The sequence below is a fragment of the Pseudoalteromonas distincta genome (assembly GCF_000814675.1).
Taxonomy (GTDB): Bacteria; Pseudomonadota; Gammaproteobacteria; order Enterobacterales; family Alteromonadaceae; genus Pseudoalteromonas; species Pseudoalteromonas distincta.
This window is the reverse complement of sequence record NZ_JWIG01000001.1, coordinates 862,543-883,846: the sequence shown is the minus strand read 5'-3', so window position 1 is coordinate 883,846 and position 21,304 is coordinate 862,543. Positions and strand designations below refer to the sequence as shown.

The 21,304-nt window shown below is 39.2% G+C and carries 16 protein-coding genes; 9 read left to right on the top strand and 7 right to left on the bottom strand.

Translation table 11 applies throughout. The annotated features are described in order from the left end of the window. The first annotated feature begins 115 nt into the window (after positions 1–115). From polA to QT16_RS03885, 3 genes are all read left to right on the top strand, one after another. Positions 116–2,851 carry a DNA polymerase I gene (polA, locus tag QT16_RS03895; RefSeq protein ID WP_039485929.1) on the top strand — a complete coding sequence of 912 codons (2,736 nt, stop codon included), beginning with the start codon at positions 116–118 and terminating at the stop codon, positions 2,849–2,851. 490 nt (positions 2,852–3,341) lie between these two features. After that, positions 3,342–3,929: a YceI family protein gene (locus QT16_RS03890; protein ID WP_039485927.1), complete on the top strand. Its 588-nt coding sequence runs from the start codon at positions 3,342–3,344 to the stop codon at positions 3,927–3,929. After that, complete coding sequence (locus QT16_RS03885) at positions 3,926–4,444, top strand: DUF1285 domain-containing protein (RefSeq protein ID WP_039485925.1); 519 nt, start codon at positions 3,926–3,928, stop codon at positions 4,442–4,444. Before QT16_RS03890 ends, QT16_RS03885 begins: the two co-directional genes overlap by 4 nt. A 9-nt stretch (positions 4,445–4,453) precedes the next feature. On the opposite strand, the gene yihA is transcribed toward QT16_RS03885, so the two are convergent. After that, a complete protein-coding gene (yihA, locus tag QT16_RS03880) occupies positions 4,454–5,122 on the bottom strand; it encodes a ribosome biogenesis GTP-binding protein YihA/YsxC (RefSeq protein ID WP_002959920.1) in 669 nt (222 codons plus the stop codon). Between the two features lie 281 nt (positions 5,123–5,403). On the opposite strand from yihA, the gene QT16_RS03875 reads away from it, so the two are divergent. The 3 genes from QT16_RS03875 (at position 5,404) to QT16_RS03865 (ending at position 7,902) form a co-directional block, all read left to right on the top strand. Then, positions 5,404–6,036, top strand: a complete 633-nt coding sequence (locus tag QT16_RS03875; RefSeq protein WP_002959922.1) for a c-type cytochrome — start codon at positions 5,404–5,406, stop codon at positions 6,034–6,036. Positions 6,037–6,789: 753 nt separating this feature from the next. Further along, the gene (gene yihI / locus QT16_RS03870; protein ID WP_002959924.1) at positions 6,790–7,374 is read left to right on the top strand and encodes a Der GTPase-activating protein YihI; all 585 of its coding nucleotides are present in this window, start codon (positions 6,790–6,792) and stop codon (positions 7,372–7,374) included. Between the two features lie 12 nt (positions 7,375–7,386). Continuing rightward, complete coding sequence (locus QT16_RS03865; protein ID WP_002959926.1) at positions 7,387–7,902, top strand: DUF2489 domain-containing protein; 516 nt, start codon at positions 7,387–7,389, stop codon at positions 7,900–7,902. 76 nt (positions 7,903–7,978) lie between these two features. Here QT16_RS03865 and hemN read toward each other — a convergent pair whose 3' ends face one another. Then, positions 7,979–9,352 (bottom strand): oxygen-independent coproporphyrinogen III oxidase, encoded by a 1,374-nt coding sequence (gene hemN / locus QT16_RS03860; RefSeq protein ID WP_039485919.1) that lies wholly within the window; start codon positions 9,350–9,352, stop codon positions 7,979–7,981. A gap of 123 nt (positions 9,353–9,475) precedes the next feature. After that, positions 9,476–10,009, bottom strand: a complete 534-nt coding sequence (yjgA, locus tag QT16_RS03855) for a ribosome biogenesis factor YjgA (RefSeq protein WP_002959930.1) — start codon at positions 10,007–10,009, stop codon at positions 9,476–9,478. Positions 10,010–10,153: 144 nt separating this feature from the next. Here yjgA and pmbA point away from each other — a divergent pair, with 144 nt between their 5' ends. The 3 genes from pmbA to QT16_RS03840 all read left to right on the top strand — a co-directional run bounded on the left by pmbA (position 10,154) and on the right by QT16_RS03840 (position 14,553). After that, entirely contained in the window at positions 10,154–11,503 is a 1,350-nt protein-coding gene (gene pmbA, locus QT16_RS03850) for a metalloprotease PmbA (RefSeq protein ID WP_002959932.1), read from the top strand. A 72-nt stretch (positions 11,504–11,575) separates the two neighbouring features. Then, on the top strand, positions 11,576–12,055 hold the full coding sequence (locus tag QT16_RS03845; RefSeq protein ID WP_002959934.1) for a DUF721 domain-containing protein: 480 nt from the start codon (positions 11,576–11,578) through the stop codon (positions 12,053–12,055). A 422-nt stretch (positions 12,056–12,477) separates the two neighbouring features. Then, positions 12,478–14,553: a M13 family metallopeptidase gene (locus tag QT16_RS03840; RefSeq protein ID WP_002959937.1), complete on the top strand. Its 2,076-nt coding sequence runs from the start codon at positions 12,478–12,480 to the stop codon at positions 14,551–14,553. 41 nt (positions 14,554–14,594) lie between these two features. Here QT16_RS03840 and QT16_RS03835 read toward each other — a convergent pair whose 3' ends face one another. The 4 genes from QT16_RS03835 to QT16_RS03820 form a co-directional block, all read right to left on the bottom strand. Beyond that, on the bottom strand, positions 14,595–15,689 hold the full coding sequence (locus tag QT16_RS03835) for a phosphotransferase enzyme family protein (protein ID WP_039485915.1): 1,095 nt from the start codon (positions 15,687–15,689) through the stop codon (positions 14,595–14,597). Positions 15,690–15,710: 21 nt separating this feature from the next. Beyond that, a complete protein-coding gene (gene mutT / locus QT16_RS03830; protein ID WP_007377262.1) occupies positions 15,711–16,109 on the bottom strand; it encodes an 8-oxo-dGTP diphosphatase MutT in 399 nt (132 codons plus the stop codon). A gap of 68 nt (positions 16,110–16,177) precedes the next feature. Continuing rightward, the gene (secA, locus tag QT16_RS03825; RefSeq protein ID WP_039485905.1) at positions 16,178–18,886 is read right to left on the bottom strand and encodes a preprotein translocase subunit SecA; all 2,709 of its coding nucleotides are present in this window, start codon (positions 18,884–18,886) and stop codon (positions 16,178–16,180) included. 371 nt (positions 18,887–19,257) lie between these two features. Further along, complete coding sequence (locus QT16_RS03820; protein ID WP_024596300.1) at positions 19,258–21,285, bottom strand: methyl-accepting chemotaxis protein; 2,028 nt, start codon at positions 21,283–21,285, stop codon at positions 19,258–19,260. Between the last annotated feature and the right edge of the window lie 19 nt (positions 21,286–21,304).

Sequence of the window (21,304 nt, the reverse complement as noted above, 5' to 3'; positions counted from 1 at the left end):
CAGCTTGCTCTAGTTTTAATAACACGATAAACAGTAATTCACAGTCGTTTTATTTACTACCTTATGGCATGCTTATAATTACCTTAATTTTTTGCATTTAGGATCCAAATTCACCATGGCTCAGATCCCCGAAAACCCACTTATTTTAGTTGATGGCTCGTCATATTTATTTCGTGCTTATCATTCTCCGCCGCATTTAACTAATTCTAAAGGTGAGGCTACGGGCGCTATTTATGGCGTGATCAACATGCTTAAAAGCTTGATCAGACAATATGATCCCTCACACATGGTGGTTATATTTGATGCTAAAGGCAAAACGTTCCGTAACGATATGTATAGCGAATATAAGGCAAATCGTCCGCCGATGCCGGATGACTTACGTACGCAAATAGCACCAATACATAGCATTATCAAAGCGATGGGTTTTCCGCTAATTAGTATCGAAGGCGTTGAAGCTGATGATGTTATTGGCACATTTGCACGCATTGCAACTGAGCAAAAACGGCATGTCCTTGTCTCCACTGGTGATAAAGATATGGCGCAACTTGTAAATGAACACGTTACATTAATAAACACGATGACCGACAGTATTTCAGACCCTGTTACCGTAGTTGAAAAGTTTGGTGTAGGCCCCGAGCTTATTATCGATTACTTGGCACTAATGGGCGATAAGGTCGATAATATCCCAGGTGTTGAAGGCTGTGGTCCAAAAACGGCCGTTAAGTGGTTAGAGAAATATGGCTCGTTGCAAGGTGTAATGGATCACGCAAGTGAGATTAAGGGCAAAATAGGTGAAAAGTTAGCTGCAGCTCTCGATCATCTGCCTTTAAGCTATGAGCTTGCAACAATTAAGTGCGATGTTGAAGTCGAATCAGATCTTGATACGTTCAAACTACAAGAGCCAAATAAAGATGAATTAATCGCACTATATGGTGAGTGCGAATTTCGTCGTTGGTTAGCTGAGTTACTAGATAACCCCAAAGATGCAGAAACACATTTAGCTGTACCTACCGAAGCCACTGAATTACCAAAAGTAGAAGATGCTCATTACGAAACTATTTTAACGCAAGCGCAATTTGATGCGTTAATAGAGCAATTAAATAGTGCCGAGTTATTTGCATTTGATACAGAAACTACCAGCCTTGATTATATGAAAGCGCAATTAGTGGGTATGAGTTTTGCCGTAAAAGCGGGTGAAGCTGTGTATTTACCTCTAGCGCATGATTACCCGGGTGCGCCTGAGCAATTAAGTCTTGAATTTGTAATGCAAAAGCTAGGTCCAATTTTGGCCGATGAAAATAAAGCTAAAGTAGGGCAAAACCTTAAATACGACAAAAGTGTATTAGCGAATGCAGGTTTTGCGCTAAACGGTATTAAGTTTGACACCATGCTTGAGTCATACGTATTTAATAGTGTGGGTACACGCCACGATATGGACTCGCTAGCACTTAAATATCTAGGTCATAAAAATATTAGCTTTGAAGATATTGCTGGCAAAGGTAAAAAGCAACTTACCTTTAACCAAATTGAACTTGAAAAAGCTGCGCCTTACGCTGCAGAAGATGCCGATATTACTTTGCGCCTACATGAAGTGCTTTGGCCAAAAATAGCGGCTGATGAAAAGCTAAAGTCTGTATTCGAAGATATAGAAATGCCACTTGTTAGTGTGATTTCTGATATTGAACGAACCGGCGTTGCAATAGATAGCAATATGCTTGCAGCGCATAGCATGCGTTTAGGCGAGCGTTTAATTGAGCTTGAAAAAGAAGCATTTGAAATAGCAGGCGAACCATTTAATTTAAGCTCCCCTAAGCAACTACAAGTACTGTTGTTTGAAAAGCTTGGCCTGCCTATTATCAAAAAAACACCTAAAGGTGCACCTTCTACCGCAGAAGAAGTATTGCAAGAGCTTGCTCATGATTATCCACTACCTAAAGTAATTATAGAGCATCGTGGTTTATCAAAGCTTAAATCAACTTATACCGATAAATTACCATTAATGGTGAATGAGAAAACCCAGCGTGTACATACGTCTTATCATCAGGCAATTACAGCGACGGGGCGCTTGAGTTCAACCGATCCTAATTTACAAAATATTCCTATTCGTTCAGAAGAAGGGCGTCGAATTCGTGAAGCGTTTATAGCTGCAGATGGTTATAAAATTGTCGCTGCCGATTACAGCCAAATTGAGCTGCGTATTATGGCGCACCTTTCACAAGACAAAGGTTTATTAAATGCATTTGCTAACGGCTTAGATGTACACAGTGCAACTGCCGCTGAAGTATTTGGTGTAGAGCTTGATGATGTAACTACCGATATGCGCCGCAAGGCGAAAGCAGTAAACTTTGGCTTAATTTACGGTATGTCTGCATTTGGTTTAGCACGTCAACTAGATGTGCCACGCCATGAAGCGCAGCATTACATAGATAAGTACTTTGAGCGTTTTCCAGGTGTATTAGAGTACATGGAAACAACACGTGAAAAAGCAGCTGAAAATGGCTATGTTGAAACAATATTTGGTCGCCGCCTACATTTGCCAGAAATAAACGCACGTAATGGCGCGCGCAGAAAAGGAGCTGAACGTGCTGCTATTAATGCGCCAATGCAAGGTACTGCTGCTGATATTATTAAAAAGGCAATGCTGAGCGTTAACCGCTGGGTACACGAACAGGCGCCAAATACGATTAAGTTACTTATGCAAGTACACGATGAATTGGTATTTGAAATTAAAACAGACTGCGCACCAGAATACACAAAACATATTTGTGAACTGATGTCGCAAGCTGCAACGCTTGATGTGCCGCTTATTGTTGAAGCCGACGAGGGTGACAACTGGGAACAAGCCCATTAATGCAATTTGAGCATTTTAATTAAAGCGCCTTTTGGCGCTTTTTTTATGTTTAATAAAAAGGGCGAATAACAGCTATTTAATTAGCTATATGCAAGCTTTAGTTAAAATAAGGTTAATTTAAGCAACTATTTGTATTAAATAGTTATATGTTCGTCAATTCGAGCTGTTTTACAGGAATATGATTGTATTTTAATGCGTGCTTTTGTTAAAGTCCCGCCTGTCCTATCCTGTAGGACATCCTGTTGATGATGCATCTGAAAGGGTGCAACAAATTGATAGCTTCTCCCCAGTTTGCTATACCGGCCTACCAACTTGTTTGGTGGGCCGTTTTTTGTTTTACGCCTAAAAATCCTATCTAATTAATTCTTTTTTGCGCTATACCAATTGTATTATTCATTCGTCACTTCGAGGTGGTTTGGGTACATCGCAGGTGATACCATCGAAGTGCTATCATTTTTATTCTTTTCATTTTATTACTAAGGAGTGCGTTATGTTTAAAGCATTAGCTATTGCAGGTTTTTCTTTATCAAGTTTAGTTATTTCTAATGTTGCTCAGGCCAATTGGCAGCTAGTGAATGATAAAAGCCAACTAAGCTTTGTTTCAATTAAAAAAGATTCGATTGCTGAAGCTCACCATTTTACTAACCTTGAAGGTATGCTTTCTGATAAAGGTGAGTTTAGCGTTAATGTTGATTTAACATCAGCCGAAACTCTAATCCCTATTCGTAATGAGCGTTTAGCTACATTTTTATTCGAAGCGGCTAAATTCCCCAATGCTGTTTTAACTGCAAATTTAACTAAAGAGCTAAGTAATATTAAAAAGCCTGGTCAATACATATTGAAGGGTATTAAAGCTGAGCTTGATTTTCATGGTAATAAAAAACCATTGGCAATTGATGTACTCGTTAACAGCACGCAAAGTGGTGATTTAACGGTATCATCATTAACACCTATTATTATTAATAGTGATGATTTTGGTGTAACCGAAGGCGTTAAAAAGCTGCAAGAGTTAGCGGGCTTGCCTTCAATTGCAACAGCTGTGCCTGTTACATTTGCAATAACACTTAAAAAACAGTGATTTCTTTAAGTGAGCTTAGCAAGCGATTAAGCGAGCCAAGCAAACCTTTTGATAGTTGGCAGCCTAACCATTGCGGGGAGCTGCCAATTGTTATTAATAATGAAGGGAAATGGTTTTACGATGGCAGCGAAATAACACGCCCAGCCATGGTGAAGCTGTTTGCTTCTGTATTGTGTAAAGAAGATGAGCAATTTTATTTAAAAACCCCTGTCGAAAAAATAACAATAACGGTTGAAGATGTGCCGTTTATTATTGTTGATTGGCGTTTTGAAAATACAGCGCAAGGGCAAGTGTTGTGTTGTATTGATAATTTAGCTAGGCAGTGGCTAGTGAGCGCTCAGCAGCCCTTGCATATAAAAGACTACAATGGTTCAAAGGTGCCTTATTTAAAGCTACCGTATGGTTGTAGTGCGCGAGTTTCACGCAGTGTATTTTATCAGTGGGCTGAAAAAGCCGAGTCTGATAAGCTCGGCTATTTTATTAAATCTGCAGGAAAGCAGTTTTATTTATCGTAACGCCAGCGTTTAAGCCTCTGGGTTTGTTTCGTCTGTGATTGTTTCATCGCTAGGTGGTACAGCAATAACAGGACCTAAAAACCATTCATCTAGCTTTTTAGCTACTTCTGGTAAACCGGTGCCTTTTAATGATGAAAACGCATGAACTGTAATATCCCCATCAAGCGTGCTTAATTCACGGCGAACTTGCAGTACTTGTGATTTACGAGGGCCTTGCTTTAGTTTGTCGGCTTTAGTTAATAGTGCCAATACTGGAATTTCACTACCAATTGCCCAGTTAATCAAATCACGGTCTAAATCTTTTAATGGATGACGAATATCCATTAAAATAACAATACCTTTTAAGCTTTGACGCTTTTGCAGATATTCACCTAACGACTTTTGCCATTTCTTTTTCATTTCGATTGGTACTTTAGCAAAGCCATAGCCTGGTAAATCGATAAGGCGCATATCGTCGACATCCGCTAAATCGAATGTATTGATTAGCTGAGTACGTCCAGGTGTTTTACTTGTACGTGCTAGCTTCTGATCGGTTAATGCATTTAATGCACTCGACTTACCTGCATTGGAGCGACCGGCAAACGCAACTTCAATTCCCGTATCAGCAGGTAATTTAGTAATGTCGGGAGCGCTTGTTACGAAAGACGCAGTATTATATTTGATACGAGATTTGAGCACAGGCTCTCCTAAAACTTAAAAAAATAACATTGAGTAAACCAAATTCACTCAGGGCGCGTATTTTATACTATAAAGGATGTATTAAAAAGCGTATTTAACCACCTAAAAACAGCACCTATGGTACATTTAAAACATGTTAAAGCTTAATCTAAGTCAAAACCCTGTAAATTATAAGCTTAATATGTGTAGAAAACGTGCCAGAGAATTTATTATCGTGTAGAATATATGTATTACAACATCACGATTGTAGATGATACAGGGTCGGAAACAGAGAATTCACCATGAAAAAAATAGCACTATCTTTAACAATATTGCTTGGTGCGTTGTCAGCAAGCAACGCAACAGCATTTGATGGCGATGTAAACGCAGGTAAAGAAAAATCAGCAACGTGTGCGGCTTGTCACGGCCCAGACGGTAATGCGCCGGTTAATATTTACCCTAAAATTGCAGGTCAACATCCAGATTATATCCTTAAGCAACTTCAGGATTTGAAATTAGGTATGACGTCAGGCGGCAAAGAAGGGCGTATGGATCCAGTAATGAGCGCTATGGCTATGCCACTTAGCGAGCAAGACATGAAAGATCTAGCTGCTTATTTTTCTTCAATGAACATGACTGAAGGTGCTACACCTAAAGATGTTGTTGAAGTTGGCGAAATGCTCTTTAAAGCAGGCGATGCGGGGCGTGGAATTCCATCATGTGCAGCATGTCATGGTCCACGTGGTAACGGTTCATCACTTGCTAAGTTTCCAAAAATTTCTTTTCAGCATCCTGGATATATCAAGTCTCAACTTGAAAAATTCCGTGATGGAACTCGTCACAATGACTTAAATGGCATGATGGGCGATATAGCGAAGAAATTAACAGATAAAGATATTGAAGTACTTTCTCAGTACTTAGGTGGTTTACACTAAAGTCGTATTTATTTAGCAATTAATAATAAATACACTACAATGTTTTACAAAAAGCAGCCCGGGCTGCTTTTTTTGTGTGCAAAATTAACGATATCACCCGTTTAAATGTAAGACATTGACTATGCGTGAGTGTGAGAAAAGTCTTATTTTTATTTTTTATCTATCATTAACTTATTGTATTTTATTGTTTATTTGATTTTAAAATGTAATAAGTATAATAAAAGTTATATAAACCAGTTGTAACAAAATCATTAACGAGTAAATTAACCACTGTCGCAAAAGAACAATAACAAAATGGAAACAAGCTATAAGGAAAGTGGCGCGGCATGACTACATAGCACAAGATTAGTGCTACTAAAGGAAATAATAAAAAAGTGTCAGGATGACCGAAAATAATAAAAAACTCATGGAAGTTTAATAACAAAAACAAAATGGAATGTAACAAGGAACGTAAAAATAATAACAATACGGACTGATAATAATAAAAATAATAAAGACTAAAAAAAGTCGAAGGGAGAAGTGTCCAGATAATGGCGCTCAGATTAGCAGGCGGTAGAGATGTTTTCTCTACCGCCTTTTTATTTGTCCTGTTACAATACCCACCGTTTAAAATTAGCGATTAATTAGCTAAGGCGCTTTTAAATGAGAAACCCAACCTCTATAGCGCAAACTGAATTCTTCTGGCTAGGCCAGCACTGCGATGCCCATTAATTTGCGCTTCGCTCAAAACCTCTTAAGTGAGATGATCAAGATATGAGTAGAACTAAAAAGTCACGCAAAAGCCCAGCAAACGGACCTGTTCGTTTAAGCCAAGATAAGCTTAAAGAAATGCGCGCATTAAAAGAGCAGCGAGTTAAAAAAACCAAAGGAGCAAAGCCCGGTTCTCGTAATGCGCCAGATTTACTAGATAGCGAAAGCCAAAATAGTAATCACGCGCCTAAAGATAAGCGTGTAGGTAGTAAAAAGCCTGTGCCGTTAATCGCAACCGCGCCGGAGCCTAAAGTTGAAATGAAACGCAACTTAAAGCCAACTATTGAGCTGAAAAAAGTAATCGAGCCTGAATTTACACCTGAACAAGAGCTAGAAGCACTTGAGAATGATGAACGTTTACTTAAATTAGTAGAGCGTCATGAAAAAGGTGAAATGCTAACAGGTAAAGATGCTAAGTACTTTAATAGTCGCATTGCTCGTCATCAGGCGTTATGTGAAATTCTTGGTATTGAAGATGAGGACGAAGACGAGTTTGAAGATGACCTTGAAAGCCAAGGCAATTCTGATTTCGATCAATACTTATCTGATGATTTAGCCAACGAATGGTTAGATGAAGACGACAAATAGTAAGGATAAATAATGAGTACCTCGGTAATTTTAGCCTTACTTTTAGGCGCTGCTATCATAGCTGGTTTGGCATTTTATGCGGGTCAGTTGCTGTATAAGTTAAATGCGCAAAAAAAGTTAATTGCTAAAACGCAGGCTGAACAAAAGCAAAAGCTTGAAAAGTCGCGTTTAAAGCGAAACGCAAAACTAGCCGATAGTATTCATTTAATCGCACGTGCAATGAATGAAGAGCAGTGTGAGTTTTCTGAAGGCTGTTTACGCATTTGGGTACTTATGTCTCAGTATGCCTTTGAAAGCGAGCGTGATTTAACGACGCAGTATCCTGGTATTTATAAAATGTATCAGGTAGTTAAAGAAATGCCGACGCACGATGCACGTAAAAAATACTCTAAAAAAGAGATTTTTAAGCTAGATAAGGCTCGCTGGCAAGCTGAAAAAACACTTAAAGATGAAGTTAAAGCGGATTGCGCTAAAATTATCATCGAGTTTAAAGCCGCTCCAGGTAGCGATAAAGTCGTTTTTAATTAAAGCTACAACTTAAATACAAAAAGCAGACCTAGGTCTGCTTTTTTTGTGTCGATGTATTTATTATCCAGAGTTCAGGCTAAATCACTCTTGAAAAGCGCGTTGCGTTAATTTGTTTTTGTAAGTGAGCATCGAAGCACATACAAATAATACGAATGAATAAGTTACCGCGTGGTGTTACGCTAATTTTATTATCAATTATAGTTACTAGTTCATCTTTTATAAGTGGCGCCAGCGCTACTAATGCATCCTCAAAGTAGTCATTAAATATAAGCGCGTGTTTTTCACTAAAGTCTTGTATATCTAATTCAAATTGGCAAATGAGCTGTTTAATTGCATCAGCCCGAATTACATCATCATGTGTTAAGTGAATTCCTTTATTAAGAGCACTACCGCTTTGTGTTTCTACGCTGTGGTAATAATGTTTTAATTCTTTTTGATTTTGTAAAATGGCGGTGCCAATCTGCGAAATCGATGACACGCCTAAACCTAATAAATCACAATTTCCATGGGTTGTATAACCTTGAAAGTTACGATGTAACTTGCCTTCATTCTGCGCAACAGCTAGTTCATTATCAGTTTTTGCAAAATGGTCCATACCAATAAATTGATAGCCTGCTTGCGTCATCTGCTCCAGCGTATTTTTAAACATGGTGAGCTTATTATGAGCACTGGGTAAATCTGCATCTTTAATCTTACGCTGTGCGGCAAAGCGCTCTGGTAAATGCGCGTAGTTAAACACTGATACTCTGTCAGGGCTTAACTCAATAAGTTGCTCTATAGTTTTCTTAAAGCTCTCTGGCGTTTGCAGAGGAAGCCCGTAAATCATATCTGCATTAATAGATTGAAATCCCAGCTCGCGAGCTTGTGTAATTAATTGCTTAACGGTATCTGCATTTTGCGGGCGATTAACAGCAAGTTGTACGTCATCGTTAAAGTCTTGAATCCCAAATGAGACACGGTTAAAGCCAAGCATCCTTAAATCAACAAGCATATTATCGGCAAGTGAGCGTGGGTCTATTTCAATACCGCGTTCTGTTGTGCGTGTAAAATTAAAGTGCTGTTCTAAAAGCTTAATTAAACGGGTCATTTGTTTTGCGGTTAAAAAGGTGGGAGTACCGCCACCTAAATGTAATTGCTCAACCGTGTAGCTTTTAAATAAAGGCGCTTGGGCAGTAATTTCTTTTGCTAAAAAGTCGAGATACGTATCTGCCTTAGATTGATGACGGGTAATTATTTTATTACAGCCGCAGTAGTAGCAAAGCTGACTACAAAACGGGATGTGAATATATAAAGAAAGAGAGCGACTTGTTGACGATTCTATAGCGCTTAGTAGGTCTTGTTGCTGATATCCGTCACGCAGTGATAAAGCCGTGGGATAAGAGGTATAACGCGGACCAGACACATTATATTTGTTTATTAGGGTTTCATCCCATTGTGGAAGTTTAATCATCACGCGCACCTAAGTATTTATTTAGGGGTGATTATAAAAAAGTACTCAGGAAGGCGGTTTGATCTACAACAAAAAAGGTGCCGAAGCACCTTTTTTAATAAAATATAACTTAAGACAACCTAATTAATACGTAATAGTATGAGCATCTTTAAGGTATTGAAATAATTCTTTATAACCTTTACCTGGCTTTTCAGCTTTCGCTTCTTTTGCTGCATTACGAACTAATTGGCGCATTTGTTGGCGATCAAGAGACGGAAACTGCTCAATAGTCTCATTGATAAGGTCATCACCTTGTTCAATTAAATCTGAACGTAATTGCTCAATTTTTTTGACCAATACTTCAGCTTGGTTATTTTTATTAAGCATCACATCGATAATCGCTTTAATATCATCAATGTTTTCTACAGTACGCAGTGTTTTAGCGATGTAATTTAAGTGGCGGCGGTACGCGTCGCTTTTGTTACTTATTTTATCAGCAACAACCATCGCTTCTTTTAAATCGTCATTTAATGGCAGGCGTTCGCGCTGTTTTTTACCCATTTTGGCAATTTCAGTACCTAACTGATGAAACTCTTGCGCTTCGCGTTTAAGCTCCGTTCTTGATACATATTCAATTTCTTCTTCAATTTCAGCAGGCTTGCCTTTTTTCTTTGCCATGGGATGCTCTTAAATAAAAATAACTTTTGCCATTATACATGAATATGATACTTAGGAATATTAGCTGATGTGATGCATTGAGTGTGTTAGCATTTAAATATAAGAAATGCGTGCATTATGCCTCTAAGGCTCAGGACTTAATTTATGAAAAGCCAACAAAACGATCCAATTTATTCTCAAATATCGCAAGTTAAAGATGCGGTAGCAGAAGTACTCGAACATGCTAAAAAATTAGGCGCTACAGCTGCAGAAGCTGCGATGTCTAGCACGTCTGGTTTATCGGTTAGTACACGAATGGGTGAAGTAGAAACCATTGAGTTCAACCAAGACGGCGGCTTAGGCATTAGTGTATATGTTGGTAATAATAAAGGCTCGGCGTCAACGGCTGATTTAAATCCAAAAACATTGCGCACGGTAGTCGAAAAAGCGATTGATATAGCCAAATTTACATCTGATGACCCATTTAACGGCGTTGCTGATAAAGAGTTACTTGAATTTAATCCTAAAGATTTAGATTTATATCATCCTTGGGATGTAAGTCCTGAGGAAGGCATTGAGCTTTGTCATGCTGCTGAGCAAGCTGCATTAAATGCAGACGAGCGGATTGTTAACTCTGATGGTGCGAGTTTTTCATCGCATCAGGGATTACGTGTTTATGGTAACAGCCACGGTTTAATTGCAGGCTTTCCGCGTACTCGTCATAGTATTAGTACTATGGTAATAGGTAAAGATGGCGAACACATGCAGCGCGACTCTGCTTATACAGTTGCTCGCGATCAGGCTGGTTTAAATGATGCGGCGGCAGTGGGCCTTGAAGCGGCAGCTGAAACCTTAGCTAAATTAAACAGCCAAAAGTTAGGCACAATGAAAGTGCCTGTTATTTTTAGAGCAGATATTGCAAATTCATTGTTTGGTCACTTGGTGTCGGCAATTGGTGGTGGCGCGCTTTATCGTAAATCAAGCTTTTTACTTGATAGCTTAGGTACTCAGGTATTTAGTAATTGTGTGAATATTGCTGAGCGCCCACATATTTTAAAAGGGTTGGCATCGTCACCGTTTGATAGCGAAGGTGTTAAAACATTCGATAGAGAAATAATTCAAGGTGGCGAGTTACAAACTTATTTATTAGCAAGTTATGCCGCACGCAAAATGAATATGACGCCAACAGGGCATGCAGGCGGTATACATAACTGGCTCGTTGAGCAAACTCATAACGATTTAACAGCACTATTAAAAACCATGGGTACTGGCTTATTAGTTACAGAGCTAATGGGGCAGGGCGTAAATACCGTAACGGGTGACTACTCTCGTGGTGCTGCAGGTTTTTGGGTTGAAAATGGTGAAATTCAATATCCGGTAAGTGAAATTACTATTGCTGGTAATTTAAAAGACATGTTTAAAGGTATTTCTGCCATTGGTGGTGATATAGAACGCCGTGGTGGTATTCAAACAGGCTCAGTACTAATAGAGCAAATGCAAATAGCCGGCGCGTAGTATTAATACGCAGTGTATACTTAGACCCAGAGTATTATCTCTGGGTCTAAGTGAGTTTTTACGAGGTGTAAAATGGCTAAAGATAGATATGCACCAAAACCGCTAACCGATATTATGGCGGGGTTAAATAATCGTTTATCGGCTTATGCAGGCAAAAGCCAAGCACTTGATACACAGCAAACCTTATTAAAAGATTTTTTAGGCCCTAAATTGGGTGATAAATGCCGAGTTAGTAATTACCGAGACGGCACGCTAATGATAGAGGCTGTGTCTGCGCCTATCGCGCTTAGGCTTAATTATTTAAAAATGGATATGCTTTCACACTTTAGAGCTGCTGGAATGGCAGAGCTCGGGCAAATAAAAATAACTGCAAATCCTCAAGCAACTCAGCGATTAAGTACCGCGAATAAATCGGGCAGCCCTACAGTTACCAACTCTCGGAAAATGAGTGAGCAAACCGCTAATTACTTAAATGCGATAGCGGCTTCTGCCCCCCCTTCATTAAAAGAAAAACTAGAGCGTTTAGCGCTCCACGGGAAGAATAAAAGTTAGCCTTAGCCACCCGCTATATTGTTATTGGTAGGGCTATTTTTGCAGCTCACCGCATTCAAAATACTTTGTTACATATTCCATTTTATTGTTGGTCTAATGAGGTTTATGATACTGCCTGGTGTGCTTTATTATTTAAAGCTCCCTTGATACCCATTCCATTAAGTAAAAGCGTACAGGCAGTGCTATTTTTACTCCTGCTATATTCAAGAATTTAATGGAGTTGGTATGTGATACCAACCTGCATAAATCTTTGATCAATTTAACGAATTAAATTGCACTATAACGTCGTTAAAAATTTTTTATTTAGAACAACTAGATACAAAAACTTTTGCCTAGTTCTAGCGTAATTTTCTTAACGTTAAATAGACCCCATACATAAGCAGATTGGTATGATTTAATTCTAACTAACAAACGGAATCATTATGAATAAAGTAACAATGGCCGCTGCGAGCATAGCGCTTGCACTTGGTCTAGTAGGTTGTGGTGAAAAACAACAAGAAGCTAAAGTAACCGATACTCCTGTAGTAACAGCACCCGCTGAAAAGCCACTAGAGCTTGGTATTGAACTAGCGAATATGGATAGTTCAGTACGCGCACAAGACGATTTTTATTATCATGTAAATGGACAGTGGTTAGCAAAAACTAAAATACCAGGTGATAAGTCTAACTACGGTTCTTTTTCGCAGCTATATGATGAGTCACAAAAAGCGATGAAAATTGCCCTAGAAAACGCAGCCGCGAATAAGGCCGCTAAAAAAGGCAGTGATGAGTATAAAATTGGCGCATTTTATAAAAGCTACATGAATCAATCTGCGCGTAATGAGCTAGGTATTACGCCATTACAACCGTCATTAGATACGATTGATAGCGTTAAATCTAAAGCTGATTTAGTGGGTTTAATGGCTAAAATTCAAAAACAAGGCGGTACTTTACCGTTTGGTTGGTTTGTAAATAACGATGCTAAAAACTCGAGCGAGTATGCATTGTATTTATCTCAGTCGGGTCTTGGTTTACCAGATCGTGATTATTACTTAAATGATGACGAAAAATTCACTAAAATTCGTGCTTCTTACGAGCAATACATCACAGATGTTTTAGCAAAATCAGGCGTTAAAAATGCAGCAGAAGCTGCCAAGAGCGTACTTGCATTTGAAAAAACACTAGCTGATGCTCAGTGGAGCCGTGTGCAAAGCCGTGATGCAACTAAATCTTATAACAAGATGACAGTAGCAGATGCTAGCAAGTTGATGGGGGAGCTTGATTTAGCTGCATTCTTTAAAGATGCAGGTGTGAGTGCAAGTGACATTATTGTACGTCAACCAAGCTACTTAGAAGCACTTGCTACTATTTACAAAGATACTGATTTAGCGACGTGGAAAAACTACTTAAAATTTCATTTTGTAAGTGGTTATGCAGAGCTACTTAGCGAAGATTTAGTTAACCTTAACTTTGACTTTTACAGCACAACACTTCGTGGCGTAGAAGAACAAGCACCTCTTTGGAAGCAAGCGGTTGATGCATCTAACAGTGTACTTGGTGAGATTTTAGGTAAGGTATACGTTAAAGATAACTTCCCGCCAGAAGCTAAAGCACGCATGGAAGAGTTAGTTGATAACGTAATTAAAGGTTATGGCGTTGCTATCGAAAATCTTGAGTGGATGAGCCCTGAAACAAAGCTTGCAGCGAAAGAAAAATTAGACAAATTTACGCCTAAGATTGGTTACCCAGACACGTGGAAAGATTACTCAGAGCTAGAGATTAACTCAGACGAGCTAGTAGGTAATTACATCCGTTATAGCGAATGGGCATACGCAGATATGATTGCTAAATTGGGTAAACCAGTTGATCGCTCTGAATGGCACATGACTCCGCAAACAGTCAATGCGTATTACAACCCAGTAAACAATGAAATTGTATTTCCAGCCGCTATATTACAACCACCATTCTTTAATTTAGAAGCGGATGATGCTGTAAACTACGGCGCAATTGGCGCGGTAATTGGGCATGAGCTGGGTCACGGTTTTGACGACCAAGGTGCTAAATACGACGGTGACGGTAACTTACGTAACTGGTGGAGTGAGACTGACCTTAAGCAATTTGAAGAGCGTACAGCGGCTTTAGTTGCACAGTATAACGAATATAAACCGTTTGAAGATGCAAGTGTTAATGGTGAGCTAACGCTTGGCGAAAACATTGGTGACTTAGGTGGTTTAACCGTTGCGCATAAAGCGTATATGCTATCTTTAGGTGATAAAAAAGCACCCGTGATAGATGGTTACACAGGCGATCAACGTTTCTTTATGGGTTGGTCACAAATCTGGCGTCGTAACTACCGCGATGAAGAGTTACGTAATCGTTTATTAACAGACCCTCATTCACCAAGCCACTACCGTGTAATCGGTATCTTGTCGAACATGCCTGAGTTTTACGAAGCGTTTGACGTAAAAGAAGGTGATAAAATGTATATCAAACCAGAAGATCGCGTAAAAATCTGGTAATTGCATTGCTATAAATAACAAAAAACCAGTAAGTTTTTAGCTTACTGGTTTTTTGTATCTTGAATTTTTTCATCGACTAAGCACGCGTGCATCCATTCTTCGTTACTCAGTATGTTTTTATAAAGCGCGAGTTGGTTTTGTGCTCGCTCTAAATTATGCTCTGCATGAGATACTTTAAAGTACACATCGTTATTTAAGTAATCAGTTAAAAAGCGCACACTTAACATGAGTGGCATTATTTTAGCGCCTAATAATAAGCTTTCTTGCTCTAGTATACTCATGCTGCTTTTTAATGGCGTTACATAGCCTTTAACAATGGCTGAAAATATATCTTTTCGAATAACAACATTGTGTAAGTTTGTTGAATCCTCGGCTTCGGGGGAGCAAAATGTACGTACCATGTCGCCAAAGTCATAAAGCCAAAATCCTGCCATGCAGGTGTCTAAATCAATAACTGCTTTTGCTTTGTGAGTTGTATTACAAAATAGCATATTATTTATTTTTGTATCGTTATGACACACTCTAAGCGGTATGTGTTTAGCTACCTGACTAAGCTCAGTAATTAAATGCTGCTGCGTTAAGCAATACTCTATTTCACCATTGCAGTGCTTTACTCTATTAACTACGTTGTTAGTGATTGCGGTATTTAATTGCTCAAAGCGCATCGCTAAGTTATGAAAATCAGGAATTACAGTGTGTAACTGTTGCGCATCAAAATCTTGTAATGCCTGAGCAAATACGCCAAAGGCGTAAGCCGCTTGCTCGCTCTGCTGGGTATTTTTAACAACGTCTTCGCTGTAGCTACCGCTAATATAGTTAAGGACGCGATAATACGCATTATCAATTTTTATTAAGTGTTCGTCGTTTTGTGTAGCTATATGTTTGATTATTTCAAGAGGGTAATTATTTTGCAGTTGTTTAGCATTTAAATGCTGCTCAATTAGTTTTGCATTACTCACTAACTGAGCAGGGTTTTTAAATACCTCAGTATTTAGTTTTTGCACAATAAACTGTTTATCAATACTTGTAAGTAGCCATGTACTATTTATATGGCCGCTACCAATCGCACTAACTTGAGTTAACTCAGGAGGCAGTGCTAACAGTTCGCTTAGCTTATTTTGTATTGAGATATTCATTGTGCTCACTTATGCTCTTTTTTATGCGTATCGGGCAACTATTTTTTCGATAATTTCAGCATTCGCTTCAGGAAAATCATAATTTTCTAATTCAGTAATTGCTACCCATTCGCTAGGTTGCCCTTCAGCGCCATGTGCTTCACCGCTAAAGTTACTTACTACGTGTACATCTAATTTAACGCATTTATCGCCGTAGTCATGTTCAATCACCATCAATTGGCTAGAGCTGTGAATGGTTAGTCCAACTTCTTCAATAAGCTCGCGTTTAAGTGCAACAAACACACTTTCTCCAGCTTCGACTTTACCACCAGGAAATTCCCATAAACCGCCTTGATGTTGTTCATCTGCACGTTTACAAATGAATATAGCGTTATTTTTCTTAATAACACCAACAGCTACATGTACAATTTCTATAGTCATTACTTTAAAACTCCATAAAAAAAAGCGACGCTAGCGCCGCTTTTTAATAAGCTACTGACAATATTGGGTTATTTTAATTTACCGCAACACTGTTTGAATTTTTGACCTGATTTACAAGGACAAGGGTCATTACGACCTACTTTTGGTTCTGTACGAGCCATTACTGTCGCTGTTTCTGGCGCTTCGCCACCTACGTGCTCAGCTTCTTCATGTTGGTATTCGCGAGGAGCATTTTCACTTTTACGGTGTTGCTCTTCTACTTTTTCAACATCTTCTTCTGCGCGTACTTGTACTTTACTTAGAATGCTTACAACATCTACTTTCAAGTTTTCAAGCATTTCGGAGAACAGCTCAAACGATTCACGCTTGTACTCTTGCTTAGGATTCTTTTGCGCGTAACCACGTAAATGAATACCTTGGCGTAAATGATCCATTGCAGCAAGGTGATCTTTCCAATGCTGATCAAGGCTCTGTAACATAATCGCTTTTTCGAATTGACGTAAAACAGAATCGCCAACTTGCTCTTCTTTTTGCTTGTATGACTGCTCAACCGCCTGCTCAATACGCTCACGAAGCTTTTCTTCGTATAGTTTATTGTCATCTGCTAACCACTGAGTAATAGGTAACTCAATTAAGAAGTCTTGTTTTAAACGCTCTTCAAGGCCAGGAATATCCCACATTTCAGCAAGGCTTTGCGGTGCAATGTACTGATCAATTGTATTGCTAAGTACGTCACCACGAATTGCAGTAATAGTTTCTGAAATATCACCTTCTTCAAGTAGTTCGTTACGCTGAGAGTAAACAACACGACGTTGATCGTTTGCTACATCATCGTACTCAAGTAGTTGCTTACGAACGTCGAAGTTACGTGCTTCTACTTTACGCTGTGCATTTTCAATCGCACGGTTAACCCATGGATGTTCAATTGCTTCACCGCGTTGCATGCCTAATTTACGCATCATGTTCGTCATACGCTCACCGGCAAATATACGCATTAGCGCATCGTCCATCGATAAGTAAAAACGGCTTGAACCAGCATCACCTTGACGACCAGAACGACCACGTAACTGATTATCGATACGACGAGATTCGTGACGTTCAGTACCTATGATATGTAAACCGCCGGCATCAATTACTGCATCATGGCGAATTTTCCAAGCTGCTTTAATTTCAGCAATTTGCTCATCAGTTGGGTTTTCAAGTTTTTCAACTTCACTGTTCCAGTTACCACCTAACACGATATCGGTACCACGACCGGCCATGTTTGTTGCAATTGTTACTGTCCCTGGTAGGCCAGCATCTGAAACGATATCAGCTTCTTGCGCGTGAAATTTAGCATTAAGTACATTGTGCTTAATTTTTTCTTTGCGTAAAAACTGCGATAAATACTCAGAGCTTTCAATTGAAATAGTACCAACAAGCACCGGTTGTCCGCGGTCTTGGCAGTCTTTAATATCAATTAAAATAGCTTCGTATTTTTCTTCTTGCGTTAGGTAAACTAAATCGGCGCGATCATCACGAATCATCGGCTTATTAGTTGGCATAACAACAGTATCTAGGCCATAAATTGACTGAAACTCAAATGCTTCAGTATCGGCTGTACCTGTCATACCTGCTAACGTTTCGTATAAACGGAAGTAGTTTTGGAACGTAATAGAGGCAAGTGTTTGGTTCTCGTTTTGAATTTTTACACCTTCTTTTGCTTCAACAGCTTGGTGTAAACCTTCTGACCAACGACGACCTTCCATTGAACGACCAGTATGCTCATCGATAATAATTACTTCGTTTTCTTTTACAACGTAATCAACATCTTTTTGGTATAGCTTATGAGCACGAAGGGCGGCATAAACATGGCTTAGTAGCGTAATGCTTGCTGCTGAATAAAGCGAATCGCCTTCTTCAATTAAGCCGCGCTCAGTAAGTAGCTCTTCTACTTTAATTTGACCACGTTCTGTTAAATGAACTTGCTTAGATTTTTCATCGATAGTGTAATCGCCGTCACCTTCAATGCCTTCTTCGTCTTCTTTTTCTTGAAGCTCAAGTAAAGGAACGATGGTGTTTATTTCAGTGTATAGCTCAGAGCTATCCTCAGCTGGGCCTGAAATAATAAGCGGGGTACGTGCTTCATCAATTAAGATTGAATCCACTTCATCGACTACAGCATAGAATAATGGACGTTGAACTCGTTCATCAATGCTAAAAGCCATGTTGTCACGAAGGTAGTCAAAACCAAATTCGTTATTAGTACCGTATGTAATGTCGGCAGTATAAGCGAGCTTCTTTTGCTGCGGCATCATACCAGGTACGTTACAGCCTACTGTAAGGCCTAAAAATTCAAATAACGCACGGTTGGTTTCAGCATCACGTTTAGCAAGGTAGTCATTCACGGTAATTACGTGAACACCTTTGCCTGTTAAGCCGTTTAGATAAGCTGGTAGAGTAGCTGTAAGTGTTTTACCTTCACCGGTACGCATTTCTGCAATGCGACCTTGATGTAAAACCATACCACCTAATAACTGCACGTCGAAATGACGCATGCCATTTACACGCTTTGACGCTTCACGTACCACAGCAAAAGCCTCTGGTAGAATGTCGTCAAGGCTTTGTCCGTTATCGTAACGTTCTCTAAACTCAGCTGTTTTAGCTCTTAAATCTTCATCAGAAAGCGCTTCAAGTTGCGTTTCTAGCGCATTGATTAGCGCGACCGTCTTTCTTAAGTTTTTAATAGTGCGGTCATTGCGACTACCAAAAAGCTTGGTAAATAAATTAGATATCATGATAAAACCGTTACAATGTATTCTTTGTCAGCCGAGTATCGGCTAACCCATTTTTAACAATTGGTAATTAATATGTGCTTTTAAGTAACACTTAGAACATATTAATTAGCAATTTTGTATTAAACCGTTCAAAAAGCACTGTTTATTACGTGCGCTACTATACCAGACTCTGCCAAACAACAAACTATCTCAATAAAAAGATCGGTGTATAAAATCGAAAAATTTGATCTGGTTCGTAAAAATCACTTTGTATTACTCAATTACAGTAAAAATAGCAGCGAACTGTAAAGATATGGTGCTAAATAAATTAAAAACAAGGGTTATAGTTGCGCTTAAGTTTTACGCTTAAACACAACTATAAAATGAATGTTTTATAATTTAAATTGATTAACCGTTTTGTTAAGCGCCGCAGCTAAATCACTTAAGTCACGAGCTTCGTCAGCGAGGGTGTGCGCATGGTCAGCGGTACTGTTCACTAAGTTATTAATTGCTGAAAGGCTCGTATTAATATCTTCAGCAACAACAGTTTGCTCCTCGGTAGATGTGGCTATTTGATGACTTTGGTCTTGTACTTTAGTAACCGACTGCGCAATATTGTGAAGTGAGCTAAGCACTTCTTTAGTTTGAAGCACTGAGCCCTCGGTTTGATCTTGTCCTTGTTGCATCATTACTGAGGCTTGTTGAGCTATTTGCTGCAAGCGCGAAATCATATTTCGAATATCGTCTGTTGATTCTTGTGTGCGACTTGCTAGTGAACGTACTTCATCAGCTACAACGGCAAAGCCTCTACCGTGTTCACCTGCACGAGCAGCCTCTATAGCCGCATTAAGTGCAAGTAAGTTGGTTTGATCTGCAATGGAATTAATTACATCGACTAACGCACCAATGTTATTACTTTCTTGCTCAAGACCTGCAACCACTTTAGATGCTTCGCCAATATGTAATGCCAGTTCAGTCATTACTGTTTGCGCCTGTGTAGAACGGCTAGCTCCTTCAGCTGTAATTGCTTGTACTTCTTCAGCTGCGTTATTTGTGTGTTGTGCGTTACGTGATATTTCAAGCACAGTAGTCGCCATTTCAGTTACCGCTGCGCTCACGCTATCAACTTGCTGCTTCTCTTGCTGAATTTCAGAATTTGTTTTCTCAGAAACACTTCTTAGCTGGGCCGCTGCATTACTTAGTTGTTCTGCTTGCGCTGCGGTATCAAGCATCATGGCGTGCAACTTATCAATAAAAGTGTTCATGTGGTTGGCCAGCTGTCCCACTTCATCTTGACTATTAATATCAATTTTTTGAGTAAGATCGCCTTCGCCCGATGCTATATCACGCATAATGTGTGTAAGCGTTGTAATGGGTTTTGAAATCATGTGGGTAGCCCATAAAATCATGGCTAATATAATGATTAAGATAATAATTACCGCCGTTGTTGTAGCGGTTACTGCGGCATTTACGGGCTCTTCAATCATAGTAGTTGGGATAAGTAGACCTACATACCAATCTATATAAGGCTGCTCTAGCTGCAAACGATGGTAAACCACATAAAACTGCTCACCTTTAAAAGTAACCATTTGGCTGCCTTCAAGGTTATTTCGCATTTGTGTATTTAACTCTTTAAAGCCTGCTGTATTTGTAAATTGTTGCTCAAGCGCATCGAGCCCTTCTTTACCGTTTGCACCTTCATCTGTAATTGAAAGTTTATGCCCAGTGGCCTTTGAAAAATGTACTACTTTTTGATTGCCATCGAGTAAAAATCCATAACCTTGGCCGTTAAAGCGAATATTTTCGACCATGTCGTTAATTTTGTTTAATTGTAAATCAACACCGCCCATACCAATGAGTTTTCGCTGAGCGTTATAAACAGGTTGTTGTACTACTGCGGATGCTACGCCTGTGGTTAAATCAACAGAGATTGGACCTACGTAAAGCTTGTTAACTTGCATGGCTTCTTGCCACCACCCACGCTTGTAGGCGTAATAAGGCTGGCCGTTGTAGTGACTTGTACGCTCGTTTTCTTTAAAGTATTCACCGGTGGTTGCTGAGGCAAAAAAGGCCGATAAAATGTTTTCGTCATTTGAGCTTAAACGCACAAAGTCTTGGTTTACTTCGTTGTAACCTGGCGCGCTTTCGAGTGCTTGATCGCGCGTATCCCAATTTTCAAAAAAGTTGATTAAATGTGGGTTATTAACAAAGGTTGATACCATTTTACCGTACATCGCGAAGTAACTTTGCATTGAAAGTTGCTCGGTCTGTAGATAACTTTGTGCTTCGTTTTCTATGTTTTCTCTAGAGAGATTGGCAATGTGTTTAACAAAAAATGTTGAGGCGATAATTAGTAAAACGGTAATTGTTCCACCAATCAATAATAATATTTTCTTCCGTAATGATAAATTATTTAGCATGAGTACACATATTTTTATT